Here is a 20,021-nt window from a genome sequence, read left to right on the forward strand (position 1 = left end):
CTCGATCACCGCCCACGCCTTGTCCGTCAGCTCACCACGCCCAACACCCGACACATCAACCAGAACTGATCAACTGATCGGCAGGACACGGCCTAAGCGAAAGGCCCCGGGGATGCCCCCGGGGCCTTTTTCTTTCAGCCGCGTCTGACAGTTCAGCCGCGTGTGACAGTCAAGCCGTCCCCGCCGGGGAGCAGGTCGACGACCACCCGGTCACCGTCGAGGATCTCCCCGGCCAGCAGGGCCTTGGCCAGCGAGTCGCCGATCGCCGACTGCACCAGCCGCCGCAGCGGCCGCGCGCCGTAGATCGGGTCGTACCCGTGCTCGCCCAGCCACTCGACCGCCGGCGAGGTCACGTCGAGCGTCAGCCGCCGGTCGGCCAGCCGGGTCCGCAGCCGGCCGAGCTGGATGTCGACGATCGCGGCCAGGTCGTCCTTGGTCAGCGCGTGGAACACCACGATGTCGTCGAGCCGGTTGAGGAACTCCGGCTTGAAGTGGGCCCGTACGACAGCAAGCACCTCGTCGCGCCGCTCCTCGTCACCCATCGTGAAGTCGGCCGTCTGCGACCCCAGGTTGGAGGTGAGCACCAGGATCGCGTTGCGGAAGTCGACCGTACGGCCCTGACCGTCCGTGAGCCGGCCGTCGTCGAGCACCTGCAACAGCACGTCGAAGACGTCCGGATGGGCCTTTTCCACTTCATCGAGCAGGACCACGCTGTACGGGCGGCGGCGCACCGCCTCGGTGAGCTGCCCGCCCTCCTCGTATCCGACGTATCCGGGCGGGGCGCCGACGAGCCGGGCCACCGAGTGCTTCTCGCCGTACTCGCTCATGTCGATGCGGACCATCGCCCGCTCGTCGTCGAAGAGGAACCCGGCGAGGGCCTTGGCCAGCTCGGTCTTGCCGACGCCGGTCGGGCCGAGGAACAGGAAGCTGCCGGTCGGGCGGTCGGGGTCGGCGATGCCGGCGCGCGCACGGCGTACGGCTCCGGCCACCGCCGCGACGGCCTCGCGCTGGCCGATGACCTTGGCCTGCAGTGACTCCTCCATGCGCAGGAGCTTGGCGGTCTCGCCCTCCATCATCCGGCCGGCCGGGATGCCGGTCCACGAGGAGATGACCTCGGCGATGTCGTCGGCGCCGACCTCCTCCTTGACCATCGGCGGCTCGGCGTGGGCCTCCTGCTCGTCGGCCTCGGAGGCGGCCCGCAGCTCCTTCTCCAGGGCCGGGATCACCTCGTAGAGCAGCCGCGACGCCTCGAGCAGGTTGCCGTCGCGCTGGGCCCGCTCCTGCGACGCCTTGGTCTCGTCGAGCCGCTTCTTCAGCTCGCCGACCCGGTTGAGGCCGCCGCGCTCGCGCTCCCACCGGGCGTTCAGCGCGGTCAGTTCCTCCTCGCGGTCGGCCAGGTCGCGCTCGAGGCGGCCGAGCCGGTCGCGGGAGGCCGGATCGGTCTCCTTCTCCAGGGCCAGTTTCTCGACCCGCATGCGGTCGACCTGGCGCTGAAGCTGGTCGAGCTCGACCGGCCGGGAGTCGATCTCCATGCGGAGCCGGGACGCGGCCTCGTCGATCAGGTCGATCGCCTTGTCGGGCAGGAAGCGGTCGCTGATGTAGCGGTCGGACAGCGAAGCCGCCGCGACCAGGGCGGCGTCGGTGATCTGCACCCGGTGGTGCGCCTCGTACCGGCCCTTGAGCCCGCGCAGGATGCCGATGGTGTCCTCGACGGTGGGCTCGCCGACCACGACCGGCTGGAAGCGCCGCTCGAGGGCCGGGTCCTTCTCGATGTGCTCGCGGTACTCGTCGAGGGTGGTCGCGCCGACCATGCGCAGCTCGCCGCGGGCCAGCATCGGCTTGAGCATGTTGCCGGCGTCCATCGAGCCCTCGCCCTTGCCGGCCCCGACGACGGTGTGCAGCTCGTCGAGGAAGGTGACGACCTGGCCGTTGGAGTTGCGGATCTCCTCGAGGACGCTCTTGAGCCGCTCCTCGAACTGTCCGCGGTACTGCGCGCCGGCGACCATCGCGCCGAGGTCGAGCGAGACCAGTTTCTTGTCGCGCAGTGTCTCGGGCACGTCGCCGGCCACGATGCGCTGGGCCAGGCCCTCGACGATGGCCGTCTTGCCGACGCCGGGCTCGCCGATCAGCACGGGGTTGTTCTTGGTACGCCGGGAGAGCACCTGCACGACGCGGCGGATCTCGGTGTCCCGGCCGATCACCGGGTCGATCCGGCCCTCGCGCGCCTGGGCGGTCAGGTCGACGCTGTATTTCTCCAGCGCCTTGTAGGTGGACTCGGGGTCGTTGTTCGTCACCCGCCGGTCGCCGCCGCGGACCTGCGGGAACGCGGCGACCAGGGCCTCCTCGGTGGCGCCGACGTCCTTGAGCGCGCGGCCGACGGCACCGCCGACGCGGGCCAGGCCGGCCAGCAGGTGCTCGGTCGACACATACTCGTCGCCGAGCGGCTGGGCGATCAGCTCGGCCTCGCCGATGGCGTTGACGAACTCGCGCGACAGGCTGGGCTCGGCCGTGCTGGCGCCGCGCGCGGACGGGAGCTGCTCGAGGGCGCGGGCCGCCACCCGGCGGACATCCGCGGGGTTCGCCCCCACCGCGCGCAGAAGGGCCGGCGCGGTCGAACCGCCGGTGTCGAGAAGCGAAAGCAGCATGTGCCACGGCTCCACGGTGGCGTGCCCGCGCCGTCCGGCGTCGGCGACCGCCCCCGTGATGACATCGCGGCTCTTGGTGGTGAGGCGTTCGGCGTTCATGCGCTCCCCTGGATGAGGCAAGACTTGAGCGTAAGCCACTCAACTCTAGCGCGCCCCGCAAGTGATCGTCACCACGAGCCCAAGAGAACACCCCCTCACTCGTTGTAACGTTAAACAACGTGTCGAAACGCCTGCTCCCCCTCGCCCTCATCTTCGTGGCAGTCGGCATCTCGACCTCGTTCGTCGGCCCCTACCTGGCCCTTTTCCTCAGCGACGCGGTACACGCGGGACCGATCCGGACCACCGCGTTCCTGATCGCCGCCCCGCTCGCCGGCGTCCTCGTGTCCTGGCTGATCGGCCGGGTCTCGGACCGCCGGCCCATCCGCCGCAAACTGCTCATCACTGCCGCGCTCGCCGGCCTGGCCGGCACGGCGCTCACCGCCGTCGTCCGCGACTACTGGCTGCTGCTCGCGCTCACCGTGACTCTCACGGCCCTGGCCGGCACGCTTTTCCCACAATCTTTCGCGTACGCCCGTCAGGTGCTCCAGAGCGGCGACCCCAAGAAGGCGGCGCTCGGCATCAGCACGCTGCGCACGCTGTTCTCGGTGGCCTGGGTCGGTGGCCCGCCGCTGGCCGCGCTCGTGCTCGCCGGGCACGGCTTCGGCTGGACGTACGGGCTGGCCGCGATCATGTACGCGGTCACCGCCCTCATCGTGGTCCGCTGGTTGCCCGAGGTCCGCAAGCCCGCCGGCGACGGCGGTCACGACCTGCCGGACGCGATCGCCCCGGTCCCGCCCCGGGCGACGCTGTTCCTGATCGTCGCCGGCTTCACCGTCGTGCAGACCGCGGGCACGCTCGCCGTGCAGGCGATGCCGCTGTACGTCAGCACCGACCTGGGCGGCACGGTGCGGTCGGCCGGCCTGATCCTGGGCCTGTGCGCGGCCCTGGAGATCCCGCTGATGCTCGGCTTCGGCGTGCTCACCACCCGGGTGCCGTCGCGGACGCTGATCCTGATCGGCGTGTGCTGCGCGATCGCCTACCACGCGGTCGCGGCCAGTGCCGGCTCCATCTGGGTGCTGGCGGCGGCCCAGCCGCTCAACGCGGCCGCCATCGCGGCGATCAGCGGGCTCGGCATCTCGTACATGCAGGACCTCATGCCGGGTCATCCCGGCCGCGCCACCACGATGATCACCAACACCTTCACGACCGGGCAGATCCTCGCGGCCCCGGCGTTCGGCCTGGCCCAGGCGTACGGCTTCCGCCTCGCGTACGTCATGAACCTCGTTCTCTGCGCCGTCGGGCTGGTCCTGTTGATCAGCGCGCGACGTGCCGTCGCCGCACCGGAACGGCGGGCCGACGCGCTGTTACCGTTGTGATCGTGCGCGTACGGGTGGAACAGACTCCTCTGCCGGGTATAGGCGTTCGGCACGACCTCGTCACGTCCTCGGGACGGACGGTCGGTGTGGTCTCGCACCGTAACGGCCGGCGCGACCTGGTCCTGTACGACGTCGACGATCCCGACGCGTGCCTGGCGTCGATTCCGCTCACCGACGACGAGGCCGAGGCCCTGGCCGACGTGCTGGGCGCCTCCCTCATGCTCGGCCAGCTCGCCGGCCTGCGCCAGCAGGCGGCCGGGCTGCTCACCGAGCAGATCGGCCTGGGCGCCGGATCGCCGTTCGTCGGCCGCAAGCTGGGCGACACCCGCGCGCGCACCCGCACCGGGGCGTCCATCGTCGCCGTCATGCGCGACCGCGAGGTGATCGCCTCGCCCGGCCCGTCGTTCGTCTTCGAGCCCAACGACGTGGTCGTGGCCGTCGGCACCCGCGAGGGCCTGGACGGCGTCACCGCCATCCTGGCCGGCGACAACGACGGCTAGGCACACGCGTGCACGACACCACGATCCTGCTCATCGAGGTAGGAGCGCTCCTCTTCGCGCTCGGAATGCTCGGTCGCCTGGGCCGCCGGATCGGCCTGTCACCGATCCCGCTCTACCTGCTGGCCGGTCTCGCCTTCGGGCACGGCGGCCTGGTGCCGCTCTCCGCCAGTGAGGAGTTCATCGAGGTCGGCGCGGCCATCGGCGTGATCCTGCTGCTGGTCATGCTGGGCCTGGAGTACTCGGCCGGCGAGCTCGTCGGCAACCTCCGCGCGGCCGCGCCCGCCGGTCTGATCGACGCGCTGCTCAACGCCCTGCCCGGCGCCGGCTTCGCGCTGCTGATGGGCTGGGACTGGCGGGCCGCCCTGGTGCTGGCCGGCATCACCTGGGTCTCGTCCTCCGGCGTGATCGCCAAGGTGCTCGGCGACCTGGGCCGGCTCGGTAACCGCGAGACCCCCGTGATCCTCTCGGTGCTGGTCATCGAGGACCTCGCCATGGCCTTCTACCTGCCGCTGGTCACCGCCGTACTGGCCGGGGTCGGCCTGGTCGGCGGGGCCAAGGCACTGGGGGTCGCGGTGGTCACGGTGGTCGCGGTGCTGGTCGTCGCGATTCGGTACGGCAAGCAGATCAGCACCCTGATCTCGGCTCAGGACGCGGAGGCGCTGCTGCTCGGCGTGCTCGGCCTGACCCTGTTCGTGGCGGGCGTGGCCGAGGAGCTGAAGGTCTCGTCGGCGGTCGGCGCGTTCCTCGTCGGTATCGCGATCTCCGGACCGGTCGCCCACCACGCGACGCAGATGCTGTCGCCGCTGCGCGACCTGTTCGCGGCGGTCTTCTTCGTCTTCTTCGGGCTCTCCACCGACCCGGCCGAGATCCCGCCGGTGCTGCTGCCGGCGCTCGGCCTGGCCGTGCTGACCATGGCGACCAAGGTGGTCACCGGCTACCTGGCGGCGCGGCGGGTGGGCATCGCCCTGCCCGGCCGGCTGCGGGCCGGCCTGGCTCTGATGCCGCGCGGCGAGTTCTCGATCGTCATCGCCGGCCTGGCCGTGGCCTCAGGGGTGGAACCGCGGCTCGCCCCGCTCGCGACGGCCTACGTATTGATCACGGTGGTTACCGGTCCGCTGCTCGCGCGTCTGCCCGATTACCAGTGGTTCAAGAACTTTGTCCGCCGCCGCATGCACCCTCAGCAGGTGCCGGTGCTCAAAGCTACTGACTAGTATCCGATTGTGACGCCGTGACACTTCCGTAGGACATCGTCGGCGCGCTACCGTTCCGCTCCGACAACTACGTGTTATCGGGACTTTCTGGCAGGCGGCGGCGTGACAGTGCGTGAGTCGACTTTCTTCGGGTTCGCCAATCCGGTCGATCCTCGGCCGGAGGAACTCCAGGCGTGGGCGTACCACCCTGATGCCGTGCCGCTCGACGCCATGCCACCCGACTGGGACCTGCTCATCTCCGGCGACGTGCTCGCGCCGGTCCTGTTCGAGCTGGCCATGGACAGGCAGTGCCCGGCCCGGCGCTTCGCGCAGCATTGCCTGTACATCTACGCCGCCGACGGCGTCCGGCAGAACGCGACCGGCCAGCGCAAACGCCGCCTGAAGAAGTTCGTGGAGCGCGCCGACGAGGTCGGCGACGAGCCGATGCAGATCTGGGCGCACAACTGCCGCATGCTGATGAGCCGGCCCGAGATCTTCGATTACTCCGACTGGATCGAGGGCGGCCTGGTCCGCCAGCCCCGGCGGCTCGGCCACTACAACCGGCGCTGAGGCGGCCCTCACCAGACCGCCTCGCGCTCTCCTACCTGTCCGAAGCCCGGCGCGGGCGCCAGACCACCAGCGCCGTCGACTGCCTTTCCTGGCGCACCAGGTCACGGCGGCCGTACGGGCTTTCCATCTGGGCGATCCGGTCGTACGCGGCGGTGAGCTCCTGCTCCAGCTCCTGCACCCGCTGTTGCAGGTCACCGACGAGTTGCTCGAGCCCGATGATCCGCTTCACGCCGGCCAGGTTGACGCCGTCCTCCTGGCTGAGCCTCTGCACCTCACGCAGCAACGCGACGTCCCGCTCGCTGTACCGGCGACCGCCGCCGCCGGCCCGGCCCGGCTGCACCAGGCCGAGCCGGTCGTACTGTCGCAGCGTCTGCGGGTGCATCCCGGCCAGTCGAGCCGCGACCGAGATGATCAGAACCTTCGCGTCGGAGGCCTGCTCGACCGAGATGCTGATCTCCTCATGCATGTGCCACCTCCTTCAACGGGTCCTAGCTGCCCCGGCGAACCCGGGCCTCGAGCCGCTCCCGCCCGGCGGGCGGGGTCAGCTTGGCGAAACGCTCGAGCGCGTCCCGGGCTTCCCCGGTCACCTCGCTCGGCACCTGAACGTCGACGGTGACGATGAGATCGCCCGGCGGTCCGTTCTTGCGGGCCACACCCTTGCCCCGGGCCCGTAGTTTCCGGCCGCTCGGCGTGCCGGGCGGCACCCTCATGGTGACGGGTCCGTCCAGAGTCGGCACTCGCAGATCGGTGCCGAGAACCGCCTCGGCGATGCTGATCGGTACCGACAGCGTGAGATCGTCACCCGTACGACCGAAGATCTCGTCCGGTCGCACCTGGACCTGCACGTAGAGATCGCCCGCCGGGCCGCCCCGATCGCCCGGCTCGCCCCGGCCGCTGAGCCGGATGCGCTGGCCGTCGGCCACGCCCGCGGGGAAGCGGACGTTTATCGTGCGGGCCTTGGTGACCCCGCCCGTGCCCCGGCACTCCGGGCACTTCTCGTCGACGATCGTGCCCGCGCCCTGGCACTCGCGGCACGGCTCGGAGAAGCTGAACGACCCCTGGTTCCGCGAGATCAGGCCGCTGCCCGCGCACTGCGGACAGGTCCGCGGTGACGTGCCCGGCTTGGCCCCGCTGCCATGACAGGTGTCGCACTCGCCGGCTGAACGCAGCGTCAACGGTAGCGTCGTGCCGCGGACCGCCTGAGCGAACTCGAGCGTCACCTCGGTCTCGACATCACGGCCGCGCCGCGGTCCTCGTCGGGCGGCGCCACCACCAGGCCCACCGCCCGAGAATATCGAGCTGAATATGTCCGAGAAGCCGGCTCCGCCGAACCGGCGGTCACCCGCGGCGCCGCCACCGGCCGCGCCCGCGTTGCTGAACCCGCCGAACAGGTCCGACGGGTCGAACTGACCGCCGGCGCCGGAACGGGCGCCGCGCCGGAACGCGCCGGAACCGAACAGCGAGCGCATCTCGTCGTACTCTTTGCGCTTCTTGTCGTCCGAGAGCACGTCGTACGCCTCGGAAGCGGCCTTGAACTTCTCCTCCGCCTCCTTGTTACCGGGGTTGCGGTCGGGATGCAGGTCCCGGGCGAGCTTCCGGTAGGCCTTCTTGATCTCGTCGGTCGGAGCGGACTTGGGCACGCCGAGAACGGCATAGAAGTCCTTTTCGAGCCAGTCCTTCGAGCTCATCCCGCCTCCCCCCTCCTACGGGCAGGTCCCGCCCACCGCGGCGCGGTGGGCGGGACGAACATCTGAGAGATCACTCCGGGTCGGCCACCGCGACCAGAGCCGGCCGCAGCAGCCGCTCGCCGAGCGTGTAGCCCCGGCGCATGACCTCGACACAGGTCGGCTCCGTGACGTCCGGGGACGTCTGGTGCGCGACCGCCTCGTGGCGGTTGGGGTCGAACGCGTCGCCCTTCTCGCCGAAGGCGGCCAGCCCGAGCTTGCCGGTCGCCGTGATCAGCGACTCGGCCACCGAGGCGAACGGACCGACCAGGTCACCGTGCTCACGGGCCCGGTCGATGTCGTCCAGCACCGGCAGCAGGGCGGTCAGCACCGCACCGGTGGTCTGCTCGGCCGCCGCACCCCGGTCGCGGTCGACCCGCTTGCGGTAGTTGGCGTACTCCGCGGTCACGCGCTGCAGGTCGTGGGTCCGCTCCTCCAGGTCGTTCCGCAGGGCCTCCAGCTCGGCGCCGAGGCCGGGCTTGGTCTCCTCCGGATCGGCGGCCTCGGCCGCCGGCTCCGGAGTCTCCCCGGCGTCCTCCGGGTCCTCGGCCCGGTGAGCACCGGCCTCACCCTTCGGATCGATCTTGCGGCGGTCCCGGATGACGACCCGCTCGGTCGCCTGACCGTCGTTCTCGTCGTCCGTGGCACTCACTTCTTGTCGTCCTCCACGATCTCGGCGTCCACGACGTCGTCGGCACCGCCGGCGGAGCCGGCCGAACCGGTCGTGGCGCCACCCGGAGCGGCACCCGGCGCGCCCGGGTCACCCGCGGCACCGGCGCCGGCGGCGGCCTGAGCGGCGTCACCCTGCGAGTAGAGGGCCGAGCCGGCCTCCTGGGAGACCTGCGAGAGACGCTCGTGGGCCGCCTTGATCTTCTCGATGTCGGTGCCGCCCAGCGCGCCGCGGAGCTCGCCCAGCGCCTCGCCGATCTTGGTCTTGCTGTCCTCGGGCAGCTTGTCGCCGCTCTCGGCCAGGAACTTCTCGGTCTGCCACTGCAGCTGCTCGGCCAGGTTGCGGGCCTCGGCGTCCTCGCGGCGCTTCTTGTCGTCGTCCGCGTGGTCCTGAGCGTCGCGCATCATGCGCTCGATGTCGTCCTTCGGCAGCGCGGAGCCGCCGGTGATCGTCATCTTCTGCTCCTTGCCCGTGCCCAGGTCCTTGGCGGACACGTGCACGATGCCGTTCGCGTCGATGTCGAAGGAGACCTCGATCTGCGGTACGCCGCGCGGGGCCGGAGCGATGCCGCTGAGCTCGAAGGTGCCGAGCTTCTTGTTGTACGCGGCCATCTCGCGCTCGCCCTGGAAGACCTGGATCAGCACGGACGGCTGGTTGTCCTCGGCCGTCGTGTAGACCTCGGAGCGGTGCGCCGGGATGGTGGTGTTGCGCTCCACCAGCTTGTGCATGATGCCGCCCTTGGTCTCGATGCCCAGCGAGAGCGGGGTGACATCGAGCAGCAGGACGTCCTTGACCTCACCCTTAAGCACACCGGCCTGCAGGGCGGCGCCGACGGCGACGACCTCGTCCGGGTTGACGCCCTTGTTGGCGTCCCGGCCGGTCATGCTCTTGACCAGCTCGGCCACGGCCGGCATACGGGTCGAGCCGCCGACCAGGATGACGTGGTCGATGTCGGCCAGCTTGACGTCGGCGTCCTTGATCGCGGACTCGAACGGGCCCTTGCAGCGGTCGAGCAGGTCCTGCGTCATGCGCTGGAACTCGGCGCGCGACAGCGACATGTCCAGGTGCAGCGGGCCGTCGGGGCCGGCCGTGATGTACGGCAGGTTGATGCTGGTGGTGGTGGCGGCGGACAGCTCGATCTTCGCCTTCTCGGCGGCCTCGCGCAGACGCTGCAGGGCCATCTTGTCCGAGCCGAGGTCGATGCCGTGCTCACCGCGGAACGTCTTGACCAGGTGGTCGATGATCCGCTGGTCCCAGTCGTCGCCGCCCAGGTGGTTGTCACCGGAGGTCGACTTCACCTCGATGACGCCGTCGCCCAGCTCGAGCAGGGAGACGTCGAACGTACCGCCGCCGAGGTCGAAGACCAGGACGGTCTGCTCCTTGGAGCCCTTGTCGAGCCCGTACGCCAGAGCGGCGGCGGTGGGCTCGTTGACGATCCGCAGGACGTTGAGGCCGGCGATCTCGCCCGCTTCCTTGGTGGCCTGGCGCTGTGCGTCGTTGAAGTACGCCGGCACGGTGATGACCGCGTCGGTGACCGTCTCACCGAGGTACGCCTCGGAGTCGCGCTTCAGCTTCATCAGGACCCGCGCCGAGATCTCCTGCGGGGTGTACTTCTTGCCGTCGATGTCGATCGACCAGTTGGTGCCGACCTCCCGCTTGACCGAACGAATGGTCCGGTCCGGGTTCGTCACCGCCTGGCGCTTGGCGACCTCGCCCACGAGCACCTCGCCGTTACGGGCGAAGGCGACGATGGACGGCGTCGTCCGGGAGCCCTCCGCGTTGGCGATGACGGTGGGCTCGCCTCCTTCCAGAACGCTGACGCAGGAGTTCGTGGTGCCGAGGTCGATGCCGACCGCACGTGCCATGGTGTTCCTCGCTTCTTACAGAGCTCGGTTCTTAACAAGGTTGAGTGGAACCGACTCAATGATGCCACGGGTACGCCCAACGTCAAATCGAAGTTGAGTCTGTCGGGCGCAACTACGATGCTTGCACACGCGCTCCAGCACTTCGGTAGATACCTGTCCGGTCACGGCATACCGGTACCTGTTGTTCTGTCTGCATAGATCGGGCACTCTTTACCCGTGACGACGCACGGTGAGGCGGTCGGTCCGTCGGCCCTGTCCGCCGTGTCCGATGCCACGCTTCCAAGCTCCAGCGCGGTTTCCGCCGATGCCGCGGACCACTCTGATCGTACGGAAACCGTCGTGTCCCGTCAGCCACATCCGGAACCCGCCGCCTCCTCGGCCGGGGAACCGCCAGCCGTCGAGCTGCCGCCGGCTGTGGCGAAACTCGCCGCTGCCCTGACCCGGCTGCGGGCCGCGATCGACACCGCCGCGTACCCGCTGCTCATGCCGTCGGCCGAGGACGCCAAGCGGGTCGGCGCGGCTCTCGTGGCCCAGCTCGACGACTACCTGATCCCCCGGCTGACCCGGCTCGACGCGCCCCTGCTGGTGGTCGTCGGCGGCTCGACCGGCGCCGGCAAGTCGACACTGGTCAACAGCATCGTCCGGGCCCCGGTCAGCCAGGCCGGCGTGCTCCGGCCGACCACCCGCTCCCCGGTCCTGGTGAGCAACCCCGGCGACCAGCCCTGGTTCCGGCAGGGCGAGCTGCTGCCCGGACTGGTGCGCACCCACGAGTCGAGCACCGACGCGCGGACCCTGCAGCTCGTCTCCGCCCCCGGCCTCGGCGCCGGCCTGGCCTTCCTCGACGCGCCCGACATCGACTCGGTCGTCGACCTCAACCGCAAACTCGCCGCCCAACTGCTCGCGGCGGCCGATCTGTGGCTGTTCGTCACGACGGCCGCGCGCTACGCCGACGCCGTGCCCTGGGAACTGCTCACCACGGCCCGCCTGCGCGGCACGGTGATCGCCCTGGTCCTCGACCGGGTGCCGCCGGAAGCGGCCGGCGAGGTCGCCACCCACCTGAGCGACATGCTGGCCGTGCGCGAGCTCGGCGGCGCCCCGCTGTTCGTCCTGCCCGAGACCCGGCTCGACGGCCAGGGCCTGATCCCGGAGGACGTGATCAAGCCGCTGCACGACTGGTTCGGCCAGCTCGCGGCCGACGCCACGGCGCGCGCCGCGGTCGTGCGCCAGACGCTCGACGGCGCGCTGACCGCGCTCGGGCCGGCCGTCGAGGGCCTGGCCGAGGCGGCCGAGGAGCAGACCCGCGCGGCCAAGGCGCTGAACGACCGGGTCGACGCCGCCTACCGCAACGCGCGGCAGACGATGACCGACGGCCTGCGCGACGGCCGGCTGCTGCGCGGCGAGGTACTGGCCCGATGGCAGGAGTTCGTCGGCACCGGCGAGTTCCTCAAGACGCTCGAGAACAAGGTCGGGCAGCTGCGCGACAAGCTCGTCTCGGCGCTCACCGGCCGCCCGCTGCCGGGCCGGAACCTCCAGTCCGCGCTCGAGTCCCAGCTGGTCACCCTGCTGCGGGCCATCGCGGCCGACGCCGCCGAGCAGGCGTACGCGGCCTGGCAGGCCCATCCGGCCGGCGCCGCCCTGCTCGAGCCCGGCCTGCAGCGCACCTCGGCCGACCTCCCCGAACGGGCGGAACGCCTGGTCCGCGACTGGCAGCAGTGGGTGCTCGGCCTGGTGCGCACCGAGGGCGCGGAGAAGCGGGTGGTCGCGCGCGGCGCGGCGTACGCGGTGAACGGCGCCGGCCTGGCCGTGATGATCGCCGTCTTCACCACCACCGCCTTCATCCCCACCGGGCTCGAGGTCGCCAGTGGCGCCGCGACCACGGTGGCGGCGCAGAAGGTGCTCGAGGCGATCTTCGGAGACCAGGCCATCCGTACGCTCGCCACGCAGGCCCGCGAGGACCTGATGTTGCGCGTCGGCGAGCTGCTCGACCAGGAGGCGGCCCGCTTCAGCGAACGCCTTACCGAGGCCGGCCTGTCCTCCGACCCCGGAGCCGAGCTGCGCGCGGCCGCCGTCGAGGTGGAGGATGCCCGTAAGGAGCTCGCGTTGACCGGGAACGCGTCATGAGCCTGGTGGAGAAGGTGCGAGGCGCACACAGCATGGACGACGGCCGCGTCGACCCCGACCGGCTGGTCCAGCGGCTCGAGGCCCTGGGCCGCTTCGTCCGGCTGGTCGACCCCCACCTGCCCGACAGCGAGCTGGTCGCGGCACACACGCTGATCGAGCGCGCCGGCAACCGGCTGTCGCTCTCCCGCGACCACACGGTGGTCGCGCTCGCCGGCAGCACCGGCAGCGGCAAGTCCAGCCTGTTCAACGCGCTGGCCCGGCTCAAACTGTCGCCGGTCGGCGTCCGCCGGCCGACCACCGGCGTCGCGCACGCCTGCGTGTGGGGCCCGCTGGAGCCGGCGAACAGGCTGCTCGACTGGGTCGGCGTGCTGCCGCGGCACCGCTTCATCCGGGAGAGCGCGCTGGACGGCGACGACGAGGCCGCCCTGCGCGGGCTGGTCCTGCTCGACCTGCCCGACTTCGACTCGGTCGAGCGTGGGCACCGGCTCGAGGTCGACCGCCTGCTCGGCCTGGTCGACCAGATCGTCTGGGTGGTCGACCCGCAGAAGTACGGCGACCGGATCCTGCACCAGGCCTACCTGTCCCAGTTCCGGTCCCACGCGGACGTGACGGTCGTGGTGCTCAACCAGGCCGACCGGCTGTCCACCCAGGACACCGAGCTGGTGCTGACCGACCTCAAGCGGCTGCTCGACGACGACGGGCTCGGCTCGGCGCCGGTGCTGGCCACCTCGGCCAAGCAGCCCGGCATGCTGGCCGACCTGCGGGGCGCCCTCGAGACCACGGTGGCGAGCAAGCAGGCCGCGCTGCGCCGGGTGGCGGCCGACGTCGACGCGGTCAGCCAGCCGCTGATGGCCATGATCGGGCCGCCGGCGGCCGAGGACGAGGTCGACCGGGCCACGGTCCGTCAGCTCACCGAGTCGCTCGCGGCCTCGGCCGGCGTGGGTGCGGCGGCCGACGCCGCCGCCGCGGCCTACCGGCACCGAGCCGCGGCCGCCACCGGCTGGCCACTCGTACGTGGCCTGCGCAAACTTCGGCCCGACCCGCTCAAGCGGCTCCACCTCGACAGCGAGACCGAGACCGACGCCGTCTCCACCGACATCGTTCCCCGCACGTCGCTGCCCGAGGCCGACGCGGCCCAGAAATCGGCTGTCGGCCTCTCGGTACGGGCCGTGGCCAGCCGGGCGGCGGCCCCGCTGCCCGAGGTGTGGACCCCGGCGCTGAACAACGCGGCCCGCTCCCGCGCGGCCGACCTGCCCGACGCGCTCGACCGCGCGGTCGGGGCGACCAAACTCGGCCTGGACCGGACTCCGCTGTGGTGGCGTGCCGTCGGCGCGCTCCAGCTGCTGCTGGTCGGCGCGGCCATCGTCGGGCTGGGCTGGCTGCTGGCCGGCTACGGGGTACGGATCCTCGGCCTGCCCGAGCTGCACAATCCGAAGCTCGGCGCGGTCCCCGTCCCGACCGCGCTGCTCCTCGGCGGACTGCTCGCCGGGGTTCTGTTGTGGCTGGTCCTCAAGCCGATCGTCGAGTGGGGATCGAGACGCGCCCGGAAAAAGGCGGAGCAGCGACTGCGTCAGTCGATCACCGAGGTCGCCCGGGAGTATGTGGTCGCTCCGGTCCGTGAGGTGCTCAACGCGTACGCACAAGCGCGTGAAGCTCTCACCGCGGTGCGTTCTGAATAACGCGGGTGGCCCCGGTCACGGGTACGCTCGCGACATGCCGGCACCTCAGACTCCGTACGAAGCGGTCCTGCACGCGGCCCGCGACGTGGCGAAGCTCGACTGCGCGCTGGACGCCGAGATGCTGGGCACCGCCCTGCTCGGCAGTGTCTACTCCGTGGCGGTCGAGGACAGGGCCTCCGCTGTGCGCGCCTTCGTCACCGACTTCCTCGCCGCCACCGCCCGCCGGCGCACCGCCGCGGCCACCACGATCCGCGAGGTCTTCGCGGCCCTGGTGCCCGACGCCGCGGGCGCCGACCAGGTGCGGCGCGGCGCGCAGGCGCCGTCGTGGGTGACGCAGCTGGGGCGCGTGCGGCCCACCGGGTGCTACGCCTACGGCGACGTGTACGGCGATCAGACGTCCTACCTGGTCACGTACGCCTATGAGGACACCGACGAGGGCGGCCCCGAGCACGCGGTCGTGGCCCTGGTCGACCACAACATCGGCATCACCAAGGACATCTTCGTCGGCACGTCGGCCGAACGCATCCTCGACCAGGTACGCCAGATGTGCGCCGACGACGAGCTGACCTGGTTCCGTGAGGAGGACCCGGGCCGGCTGCGCGGCGAGGTCAGCCGCCACCTGGAGATCACCGACGAGCTGACCGACCTGCCCGCCGAGGGCTCGCTCGCCACCGACCGGGCGCTGGCCGCGGCCCGGCTGGCGCTGCTGCCGCCGGCCACCACGCCGCCGCTGACCGAGCCGGCGGCGTCGGGCGGTCACGACCTGGTGCGCGACTTCCTGGCGTCCCCCGAGGCGGCCCGCTTCGGCCTGGACCGGATCACGGCCGACGACGAGCTGGCCTCGCTGCATTTCTGCATCAGCCTGATCCTCGACCACGCGGCGAGCCTGCCCGAGCCCGATCCGCTGCGCTGGAGCCCGGCGGTGGCCGGCCTGTTCCTGCTCGACTGGGTGCACCGGCGCGCGGTCCTCGACATGGACGACGCCGCGATGCTGCCCCGGGTGGCCCGCGCCTGGTCGGCCTACGCGACCCGGCGCCGAGACCTGCCCGAGTCGGCGGCCACACAGACCGACGAGGTCGTCGAGGAGATGATCCCGGAGTTCGCCCGGCTCTACGCGACGGGTGAGCGGCGCAGCCCCGCCACGGCGGCGGTGGCCCAGCTGATCTCCGAGGGCGTCGACCCGAACGACACGGACGCCATCGACGCCTGGATCGAGGCCAACCGCCACCGCCTCGACGGGAACTGACCACCTACCAGTTGGCGGTGTGGTCCTCGGCGTGGTGCCGCCCGACCCGCGAGCTGCGCCGCTGCTCGGGCGTCTGGTCGTCGGCGTGGTGCAGACTGCCGGCGCGATGGGCGCCCCGGTAGGACCGGTTGGCGATCTGGTTCTCCTCGGTACGGGGCTGAACGGTCCGCCCGTGGTAGCCGCCGGTGTTGGCGTAGCTGCGCTCGAGGATGCGGGTGGCGCGGATATTGTGCGGACGTTCGGTCACTGCTGACCTCCGGTGACGGATGACCTTCTTCTCGGGTGTCTTCTGGCCGCGCTCACAGCGACGGTCATGGGAGCGGTCGGGACGGCGGTGATGGGACGGCTTGTCCCCGCAACGCCCCCGCTCGTGGCAAGCGGGCTGCTCATCGGGTACCCGCGGCAGCTCCGGAACATGCGGCTTTCCGGGAATATCGGAATTATCCCCCCAGCCATGGCCGTCCGAGCCGTCGCCGCGATGCGAGCCGCCGTCGTCCGAGCCGTCGCCGCGATCCGAGCCGTCGCCGCGATCCGAGCCGTCGCCGCGATCCGAGCCGTCGCCGCGATCCGAGCCGTCGTCGCCATCCGCGCCATCGCCGCCGGAAGGACGCACCGAGTCACGACCCGAGCTCCCGTCCGAACCTCGGCCCGAGGAATCACCCGAAGGCTCATCCCTGTCGCGGCCCGAAGGCCCGTCCCCATCGCGGCCGGAAGGCTCCTCCTGGTCGTGACCGGAGGGCTCGCCCCCATCGCGGCCGGAAGGCTGGTCGCGGTCGCGGCCGGAAGGCTCGTCGCGGTCGCGGTCGCGGCCCGACGGCTCGTCGTGGTCGGAAGGCTCGTCCCAATCGCGGTCGGAAGGCTCCTCCTGGTCGTAGTCGGAGGGCTCGCCTCCATCGCGGCCGGAGGGCTTGTCGGCCGGGGGTGGGTTGTCTGCCGGCGGCGGGTCCTCTAGTTCGGGCTCGGCGGGGTCGTCCGGGACGGACGGCAGGTTCGGCACGGCGGGGATTCCCAGCCGGACCGGCGCCTCGGACTTCCGCCCTCCGGACCCTTCGGCGGCCGGGTGAGAGCGGTTACCGGAGGGACGGCCGGCCGACGGACCGCCATCGGACGCGTCGCCATCCGATGCACCACCATTCGAGGAGCTGCCGTTCGACGCGCCGCCGTTCGACCAGCCGCCGTTCGACGAGCCGCCGTTCGACGCGCCGCCGTTCGACCAGCCGCCGTTCGACGAGCCGCCGTTCGACGCGCCGCCGTTCGACCAGCCGCCGTTCGACCAGCTGTTGGGGGACTTCAGTGAAGGTAGGCCCGGCACGGGCGGCATGCCCGGGATGGGGGCGAACGGCCTGCCGGCGTAGTTCAGTGGCTCGCGCTTGCCCGCCTGGCCCAGTGGCTGTCGCTTGCCGGCCTGGCCCAGGAGGCGGCCCAGGCGCTTCGCGGCGTCGGCCGCCTGCTGTGCGCCCTTCGACGCCGGGGACTGGCCCGCGGGGGCCGGGCCGGCCGAGGACGAGGCCGACGGTGACACCGCGACCGGGCCGGGCAGGGCGGGGGGCAGCACCGGAACGTCCATTGTGTCGGTTCGGTCGCCGTTGATCTCGTTGGTCCCGGCGGTGATCGCGGCCAGGGTCGGTATCGAGGCCAGCCCCACCAGAAGCGCCACGATCAGCACATACCGGCGAGTGGGACCCGAGAAGCCGGTGTCGGCCCGGTACACGCCGTTGAGGCGCTTCCGCATCACCTTCATCGGCGGCACGAGGTCGTCGTCGCGCTGATCCGGCACGTCCGGTCTCCTCCTGAGGCTGCGAACTAAGGCTGCGAAATGGCGGCGAACTGTGGGTCACTGGCGTGTCACATGCAGGTCGGCGGGGCCGGGGCTGCAATGATCAACATTGATTCGTCACGGTTACCGGGGTGAACGACGCATAGGCGTATCGGCAGCGGCGGAATCGGCCTGTTCGTACGGTAGTGACCGTACGAAAACCACTTAATAGGACAAATATGGGCACCGATGTGACGCGCAAATTTCCCAGTTGTGATCGACCTGACCTGTAACGGGGCTCACGTTCTCTGTCAGGATGGGGGCGACGGCACCGCCGCCGTCGCCTCGTCGATCCAGCGGGGCGGGGGTGGGGGCCGTCACTCCCCGGCGGGGTCTCGGCCCGCGCCGAAACGCTGCGCGGCAACCTCACCCGGGCCAGGCGCGGCGACCGAGGCGGTTCGCCGCGTGGACGGGCAACACCCGCCGCGGCGCTGACACGAAACAGGGAGACACGATGGCGAACGGCGAAAGCGAAGTCGGTGCTGACGCACCGGCAGGCGGCTTCGTCCAACTGCTCACCCCGGAGGGGGAGCGCGTCGACAGCGTCACGACCGCGGACGGCACGACGTACTCCGCCGACTTCACCGACGAGGAATACCGCGGGCTCTACCGCGACCTGGTGACGGTCCGGCGGCTCGACAGCGAGGCGCTCGCGCTGCAGCGGCAGGGCGAGCTCGGCCTCTGGGCCAGCCTGCTCGGCCAGGAAGCGGCCCAGGTCGGCTCCGGACGAGCCCTGCGCCCGCAGGACATGGCCTTCCCCACCTACCGCGAGCACGGCGTCCTCTACACCCGCGGCATCGACCCGATCATGCCATTCGGCTTGTTCCGCGGTGTCGACCAGGGTGGCTGGGACGCCAACAAGTACAAGTTCAACGGCTACACGATCGTGATCGGGGCACAGACCCTGCACGCGACCGGGTACGCGATGGGCGTGACCATGGACGGCAAGACCGGCACGCCCGACGGGGAGGCCGTGATCGCGTACTTCGGTGACGGCGCCACCAGCCAGGGCGAGGTCAACGAGGCGTTCGTCTGGTCGGGCGTCTTCAACGCCCCCATCGTCTTCTTCTGTCAGAACAACCAGTACGCGATCTCCGAGCCGCTCGAGCGCCAGACGCGCATCCCGCTCTACCGCCGGGCCACCGGCTTCGGTTTCCCGGGCGTACGTATCGACGGCAACGACGTGCTGGCCAGCTACGCGGTCACCCGCTCGGCGCTCGACCGGGCGCGCCAGGGCGAGGGCCCGACGCTGATCGAGGCGTACACGTACCGGATGGGCGCGCACACCAGCTCGGACGACCCGACGCGCTACCGGATCGCCAGCGAGGTCGAGTCGTGGAAGGCCAAGGACCCGATCTCCCGGCTCAAGGCCTTCCTGGCCAAGCAGCAGATCGCCGACGAGGCGTTTTTCGCCGAGACCGACGAGGGCGCCAAGACGCTCGCCCTCGAGTTGCGCGAAAAGGTGCTGGCGATGCCCGACCCGCAGCCGATCACGATGTTCGACCACGTCTATCCGAACGGCTCGCCCGATCTCGACGAGCAGCGCCGGCAGTTCACCGACTACCAGGCTTCGTTCGAGGGGAGCGGACACTGATGAGCGACAACATCACCCTCGGCAAGGCGCTCAACCACGGCCTGCGGCGCTCACTCGAGGGCAACGCCAAGGTCGTCGTCATGGGCGAGGACGTCGGCAAGCTCGGCGGCGTCTTCCGGATCACCGACGGCCTGCAGAAGGACTTCGGTGAGGACCGGGTCATCGACACGCCGCTGGCCGAGGCCGGCATCGTGGGCACCGCGGTCGGCCTCGCGATCCGGGGATACCGGCCGGTCTGCGAGATCCAGTTCGACGGGTTCGTCTTCCCCGCGTACAACCAGATCGTCACCCAGGTGGCGAAGATGTCGTACCGCTCGCGAGGCAAGGTCAAGCTGCCCATCGTGATCCGCATTCCGTTCGCCGGCGGCATCGGCGCGGTCGAGCATCATTCCGAGTCCCCCGAGGCGTACTTCGCGCACACCCCCGGCCTCAAGGTCGTGACCTGCTCGAACCCGGCCGACGCGTACACGATGATCCAGCAGGCTATCGCCTCCGACGACCCGGTCGTGTTCTTCGAGCCGAAGCGCCGCTACTGGGAGAAGGGCGACGTCGACCTCGGCGCCGACCTGGCCGGCGCCTACCCGCTGCACAAGTCCCGGGTGGTCCGGCCGGGCACGGACGCGACGGTCATCGCGTACGGCCCCATGGTCCGCACCTCGCTCGACGCGGCCGCCGCCGCGGCCGAGGACGGCCGCAATCTCGAGGTCATCGACCTGCGGTCGCTGTCCCCGATCGATTACGAGCCGGTGTACGAGTCGGTGAAGCGCACCGGGCGCGCGGTCGTCGTGCACGAGGCGCCGGGCAACATCGGCCTCGGCGCCGAGATCGCCGCCCGGATCACCGAGCACTGCTTCTACTCACTGGAGGCTCCGGTGCTGCGGGTGACCGGCTACGACATCCCGTACCCGGCGGCCCGGGTCGAGGAGGAGTACCTGCCCGACCTCGATCGGGTCCTGGACGCCGTCGACCGTTCGTTCGGCTGGTGA

At 71.1% G+C, this 20,021-nt stretch carries 15 protein-coding genes; 9 read left to right on the top strand and 6 right to left on the bottom strand.

Annotation, left to right across the window (positions count from 1 at the left end):
• Nucleotides 1-152: 152 nt before the first annotated feature.
• The gene (gene clpB, locus ACGFJ7_RS43900) at nucleotides 153-2,744 is read right to left on the bottom strand and encodes an ATP-dependent chaperone ClpB (protein WP_360248120.1); all 2,592 of its coding nucleotides are present in this window, start codon (nucleotides 2,742-2,744) and stop codon (nucleotides 153-155) included.
• A 119-nt stretch (nucleotides 2,745-2,863) separates the two neighbouring features.
• Here clpB and ACGFJ7_RS43905 point away from each other — a divergent pair, with 119 nt between their 5' ends.
• The 4 genes from ACGFJ7_RS43905 (at nucleotide 2,864) to ACGFJ7_RS43920 (ending at nucleotide 6,320) form a co-directional block, all read left to right on the top strand.
• The gene (locus ACGFJ7_RS43905) at nucleotides 2,864-4,060 is read left to right on the top strand and encodes a sugar efflux transporter (protein ID WP_360248118.1); all 1,197 of its coding nucleotides are present in this window, start codon (nucleotides 2,864-2,866) and stop codon (nucleotides 4,058-4,060) included.
• Between the two features lie 2 nt (nucleotides 4,061-4,062).
• Nucleotides 4,063-4,560, top strand: coding sequence for a cation:proton antiporter regulatory subunit (locus tag ACGFJ7_RS43910; RefSeq protein ID WP_360248116.1), 498 nt, complete (start codon nucleotides 4,063-4,065; stop codon nucleotides 4,558-4,560).
• Nucleotides 4,561-4,568: 8 nt separating this feature from the next.
• On the top strand, nucleotides 4,569-5,771 hold the full coding sequence (locus ACGFJ7_RS43915; protein WP_392648183.1) for a cation:proton antiporter: 1,203 nt from the start codon (nucleotides 4,569-4,571) through the stop codon (nucleotides 5,769-5,771).
• 102 nt (nucleotides 5,772-5,873) lie between these two features.
• Nucleotides 5,874-6,320 (top strand): hypothetical protein, encoded by a 447-nt coding sequence (locus ACGFJ7_RS43920; protein ID WP_360248113.1) that lies wholly within the window; start codon nucleotides 5,874-5,876, stop codon nucleotides 6,318-6,320.
• Nucleotides 6,321-6,351: 31 nt separating this feature from the next.
• On the opposite strand, the gene ACGFJ7_RS43925 is transcribed toward ACGFJ7_RS43920, so the two are convergent.
• The 4 genes from ACGFJ7_RS43925 to dnaK all read right to left on the bottom strand — a co-directional run bounded on the left by ACGFJ7_RS43925 (nucleotide 6,352) and on the right by dnaK (nucleotide 10,579).
• Nucleotides 6,352-6,786, bottom strand: coding sequence for a heat shock protein transcriptional repressor HspR (locus ACGFJ7_RS43925; protein ID WP_360248111.1), 435 nt, complete (start codon nucleotides 6,784-6,786; stop codon nucleotides 6,352-6,354).
• Nucleotides 6,787-6,808: 22 nt separating this feature from the next.
• Entirely contained in the window at nucleotides 6,809-8,008 is a 1,200-nt protein-coding gene (gene dnaJ, locus ACGFJ7_RS43930; protein ID WP_392648186.1) for a molecular chaperone DnaJ, read from the bottom strand.
• A 70-nt stretch (nucleotides 8,009-8,078) separates the two neighbouring features.
• Nucleotides 8,079-8,696, bottom strand: coding sequence for a nucleotide exchange factor GrpE (grpE, locus tag ACGFJ7_RS43935; RefSeq protein WP_360248107.1), 618 nt, complete (start codon nucleotides 8,694-8,696; stop codon nucleotides 8,079-8,081).
• The gene (gene dnaK / locus ACGFJ7_RS43940; RefSeq protein ID WP_360248105.1) at nucleotides 8,693-10,579 is read right to left on the bottom strand and encodes a molecular chaperone DnaK; all 1,887 of its coding nucleotides are present in this window, start codon (nucleotides 10,577-10,579) and stop codon (nucleotides 8,693-8,695) included. The genes grpE and dnaK overlap by 4 nt, the downstream gene beginning before the upstream one ends.
• A 483-nt stretch (nucleotides 10,580-11,062) precedes the next feature.
• Here dnaK and ACGFJ7_RS43945 point away from each other — a divergent pair, with 483 nt between their 5' ends.
• Genes ACGFJ7_RS43945 through ACGFJ7_RS43955 form a run of 3 tightly spaced genes read left to right on the top strand, consistent with a single transcriptional unit; the run spans nucleotide 11,063 to nucleotide 15,625 of the window.
• The gene (locus ACGFJ7_RS43945; protein WP_360248339.1) at nucleotides 11,063-12,700 is read left to right on the top strand and encodes a GTPase domain-containing protein; all 1,638 of its coding nucleotides are present in this window, start codon (nucleotides 11,063-11,065) and stop codon (nucleotides 12,698-12,700) included.
• Nucleotides 12,697-14,379: a GTPase gene (locus ACGFJ7_RS43950; protein WP_360248103.1), complete on the top strand. Its 1,683-nt coding sequence runs from the start codon at nucleotides 12,697-12,699 to the stop codon at nucleotides 14,377-14,379. The genes ACGFJ7_RS43945 and ACGFJ7_RS43950 overlap by 4 nt, the downstream gene beginning before the upstream one ends.
• 34 nt (nucleotides 14,380-14,413) lie before the next feature.
• Nucleotides 14,414-15,625, top strand: a complete 1,212-nt coding sequence (locus ACGFJ7_RS43955) for a hypothetical protein (RefSeq protein ID WP_360248101.1) — start codon at nucleotides 14,414-14,416, stop codon at nucleotides 15,623-15,625.
• A gap of 4 nt (nucleotides 15,626-15,629) precedes the next feature.
• Here ACGFJ7_RS43955 and ACGFJ7_RS43960 read toward each other — a convergent pair whose 3' ends face one another.
• Nucleotides 15,630-17,402 carry a hypothetical protein gene (locus ACGFJ7_RS43960; protein WP_392648190.1) on the bottom strand — a complete coding sequence of 591 codons (1,773 nt, stop codon included), beginning with the start codon at nucleotides 17,400-17,402 and terminating at the stop codon, nucleotides 15,630-15,632.
• Between the two features lie 493 nt (nucleotides 17,403-17,895).
• On the opposite strand from ACGFJ7_RS43960, the gene pdhA reads away from it, so the two are divergent.
• Nucleotides 17,896-19,035, top strand: coding sequence for a pyruvate dehydrogenase (acetyl-transferring) E1 component subunit alpha (gene pdhA / locus ACGFJ7_RS43965; RefSeq protein WP_360248097.1), 1,140 nt, complete (start codon nucleotides 17,896-17,898; stop codon nucleotides 19,033-19,035).
• The gene (locus ACGFJ7_RS43970; RefSeq protein ID WP_392648193.1) at nucleotides 19,035-20,021 is read left to right on the top strand and encodes an alpha-ketoacid dehydrogenase subunit beta; all 987 of its coding nucleotides are present in this window, start codon (nucleotides 19,035-19,037) and stop codon (nucleotides 20,019-20,021) included. Before pdhA ends, ACGFJ7_RS43970 begins: the two co-directional genes overlap by 1 nt.

It is taken from the genome of Actinoplanes sp. NPDC048988 (assembly GCF_043197815.1).
GTDB lineage: Bacteria > Actinomycetota > Actinomycetes > Mycobacteriales > Micromonosporaceae > Actinoplanes.

Coding starts and splice junctions, on each gene's coding strand:
- clpB (WP_360248120.1), bottom strand. CDS start 2,744: ATGAACGCCGAACGCCTCACCACCAAGAGCCGCGATGTCATCACGGGG.
- ACGFJ7_RS43925 (WP_360248111.1), bottom strand. CDS start 6,786: ATGCATGAGGAGATCAGCATCTCGGTCGAGCAGGCCTCCGACGCGAAG.
- dnaJ (WP_392648186.1), bottom strand. CDS start 8,008: ATGAGCTCGAAGGACTGGCTCGAAAAGGACTTCTATGCCGTTCTCGGC.
- dnaK (WP_360248105.1), bottom strand. CDS start 10,579: ATGGCACGTGCGGTCGGCATCGACCTCGGCACCACGAACTCCTGCGTC.
- ACGFJ7_RS43945 (WP_360248339.1), top strand. CDS start 11,063: ATGCCGTCGGCCGAGGACGCCAAGCGGGTCGGCGCGGCTCTCGTGGCC.
- ACGFJ7_RS43950 (WP_360248103.1), top strand. CDS start 12,697: ATGAGCCTGGTGGAGAAGGTGCGAGGCGCACACAGCATGGACGACGGC.
- ACGFJ7_RS43955 (WP_360248101.1), top strand. CDS start 14,414: ATGCCGGCACCTCAGACTCCGTACGAAGCGGTCCTGCACGCGGCCCGC.
- pdhA (WP_360248097.1), top strand. CDS start 17,896: ATGGCGAACGGCGAAAGCGAAGTCGGTGCTGACGCACCGGCAGGCGGC.
- ACGFJ7_RS43970 (WP_392648193.1), top strand. CDS start 19,035: ATGAGCGACAACATCACCCTCGGCAAGGCGCTCAACCACGGCCTGCGG.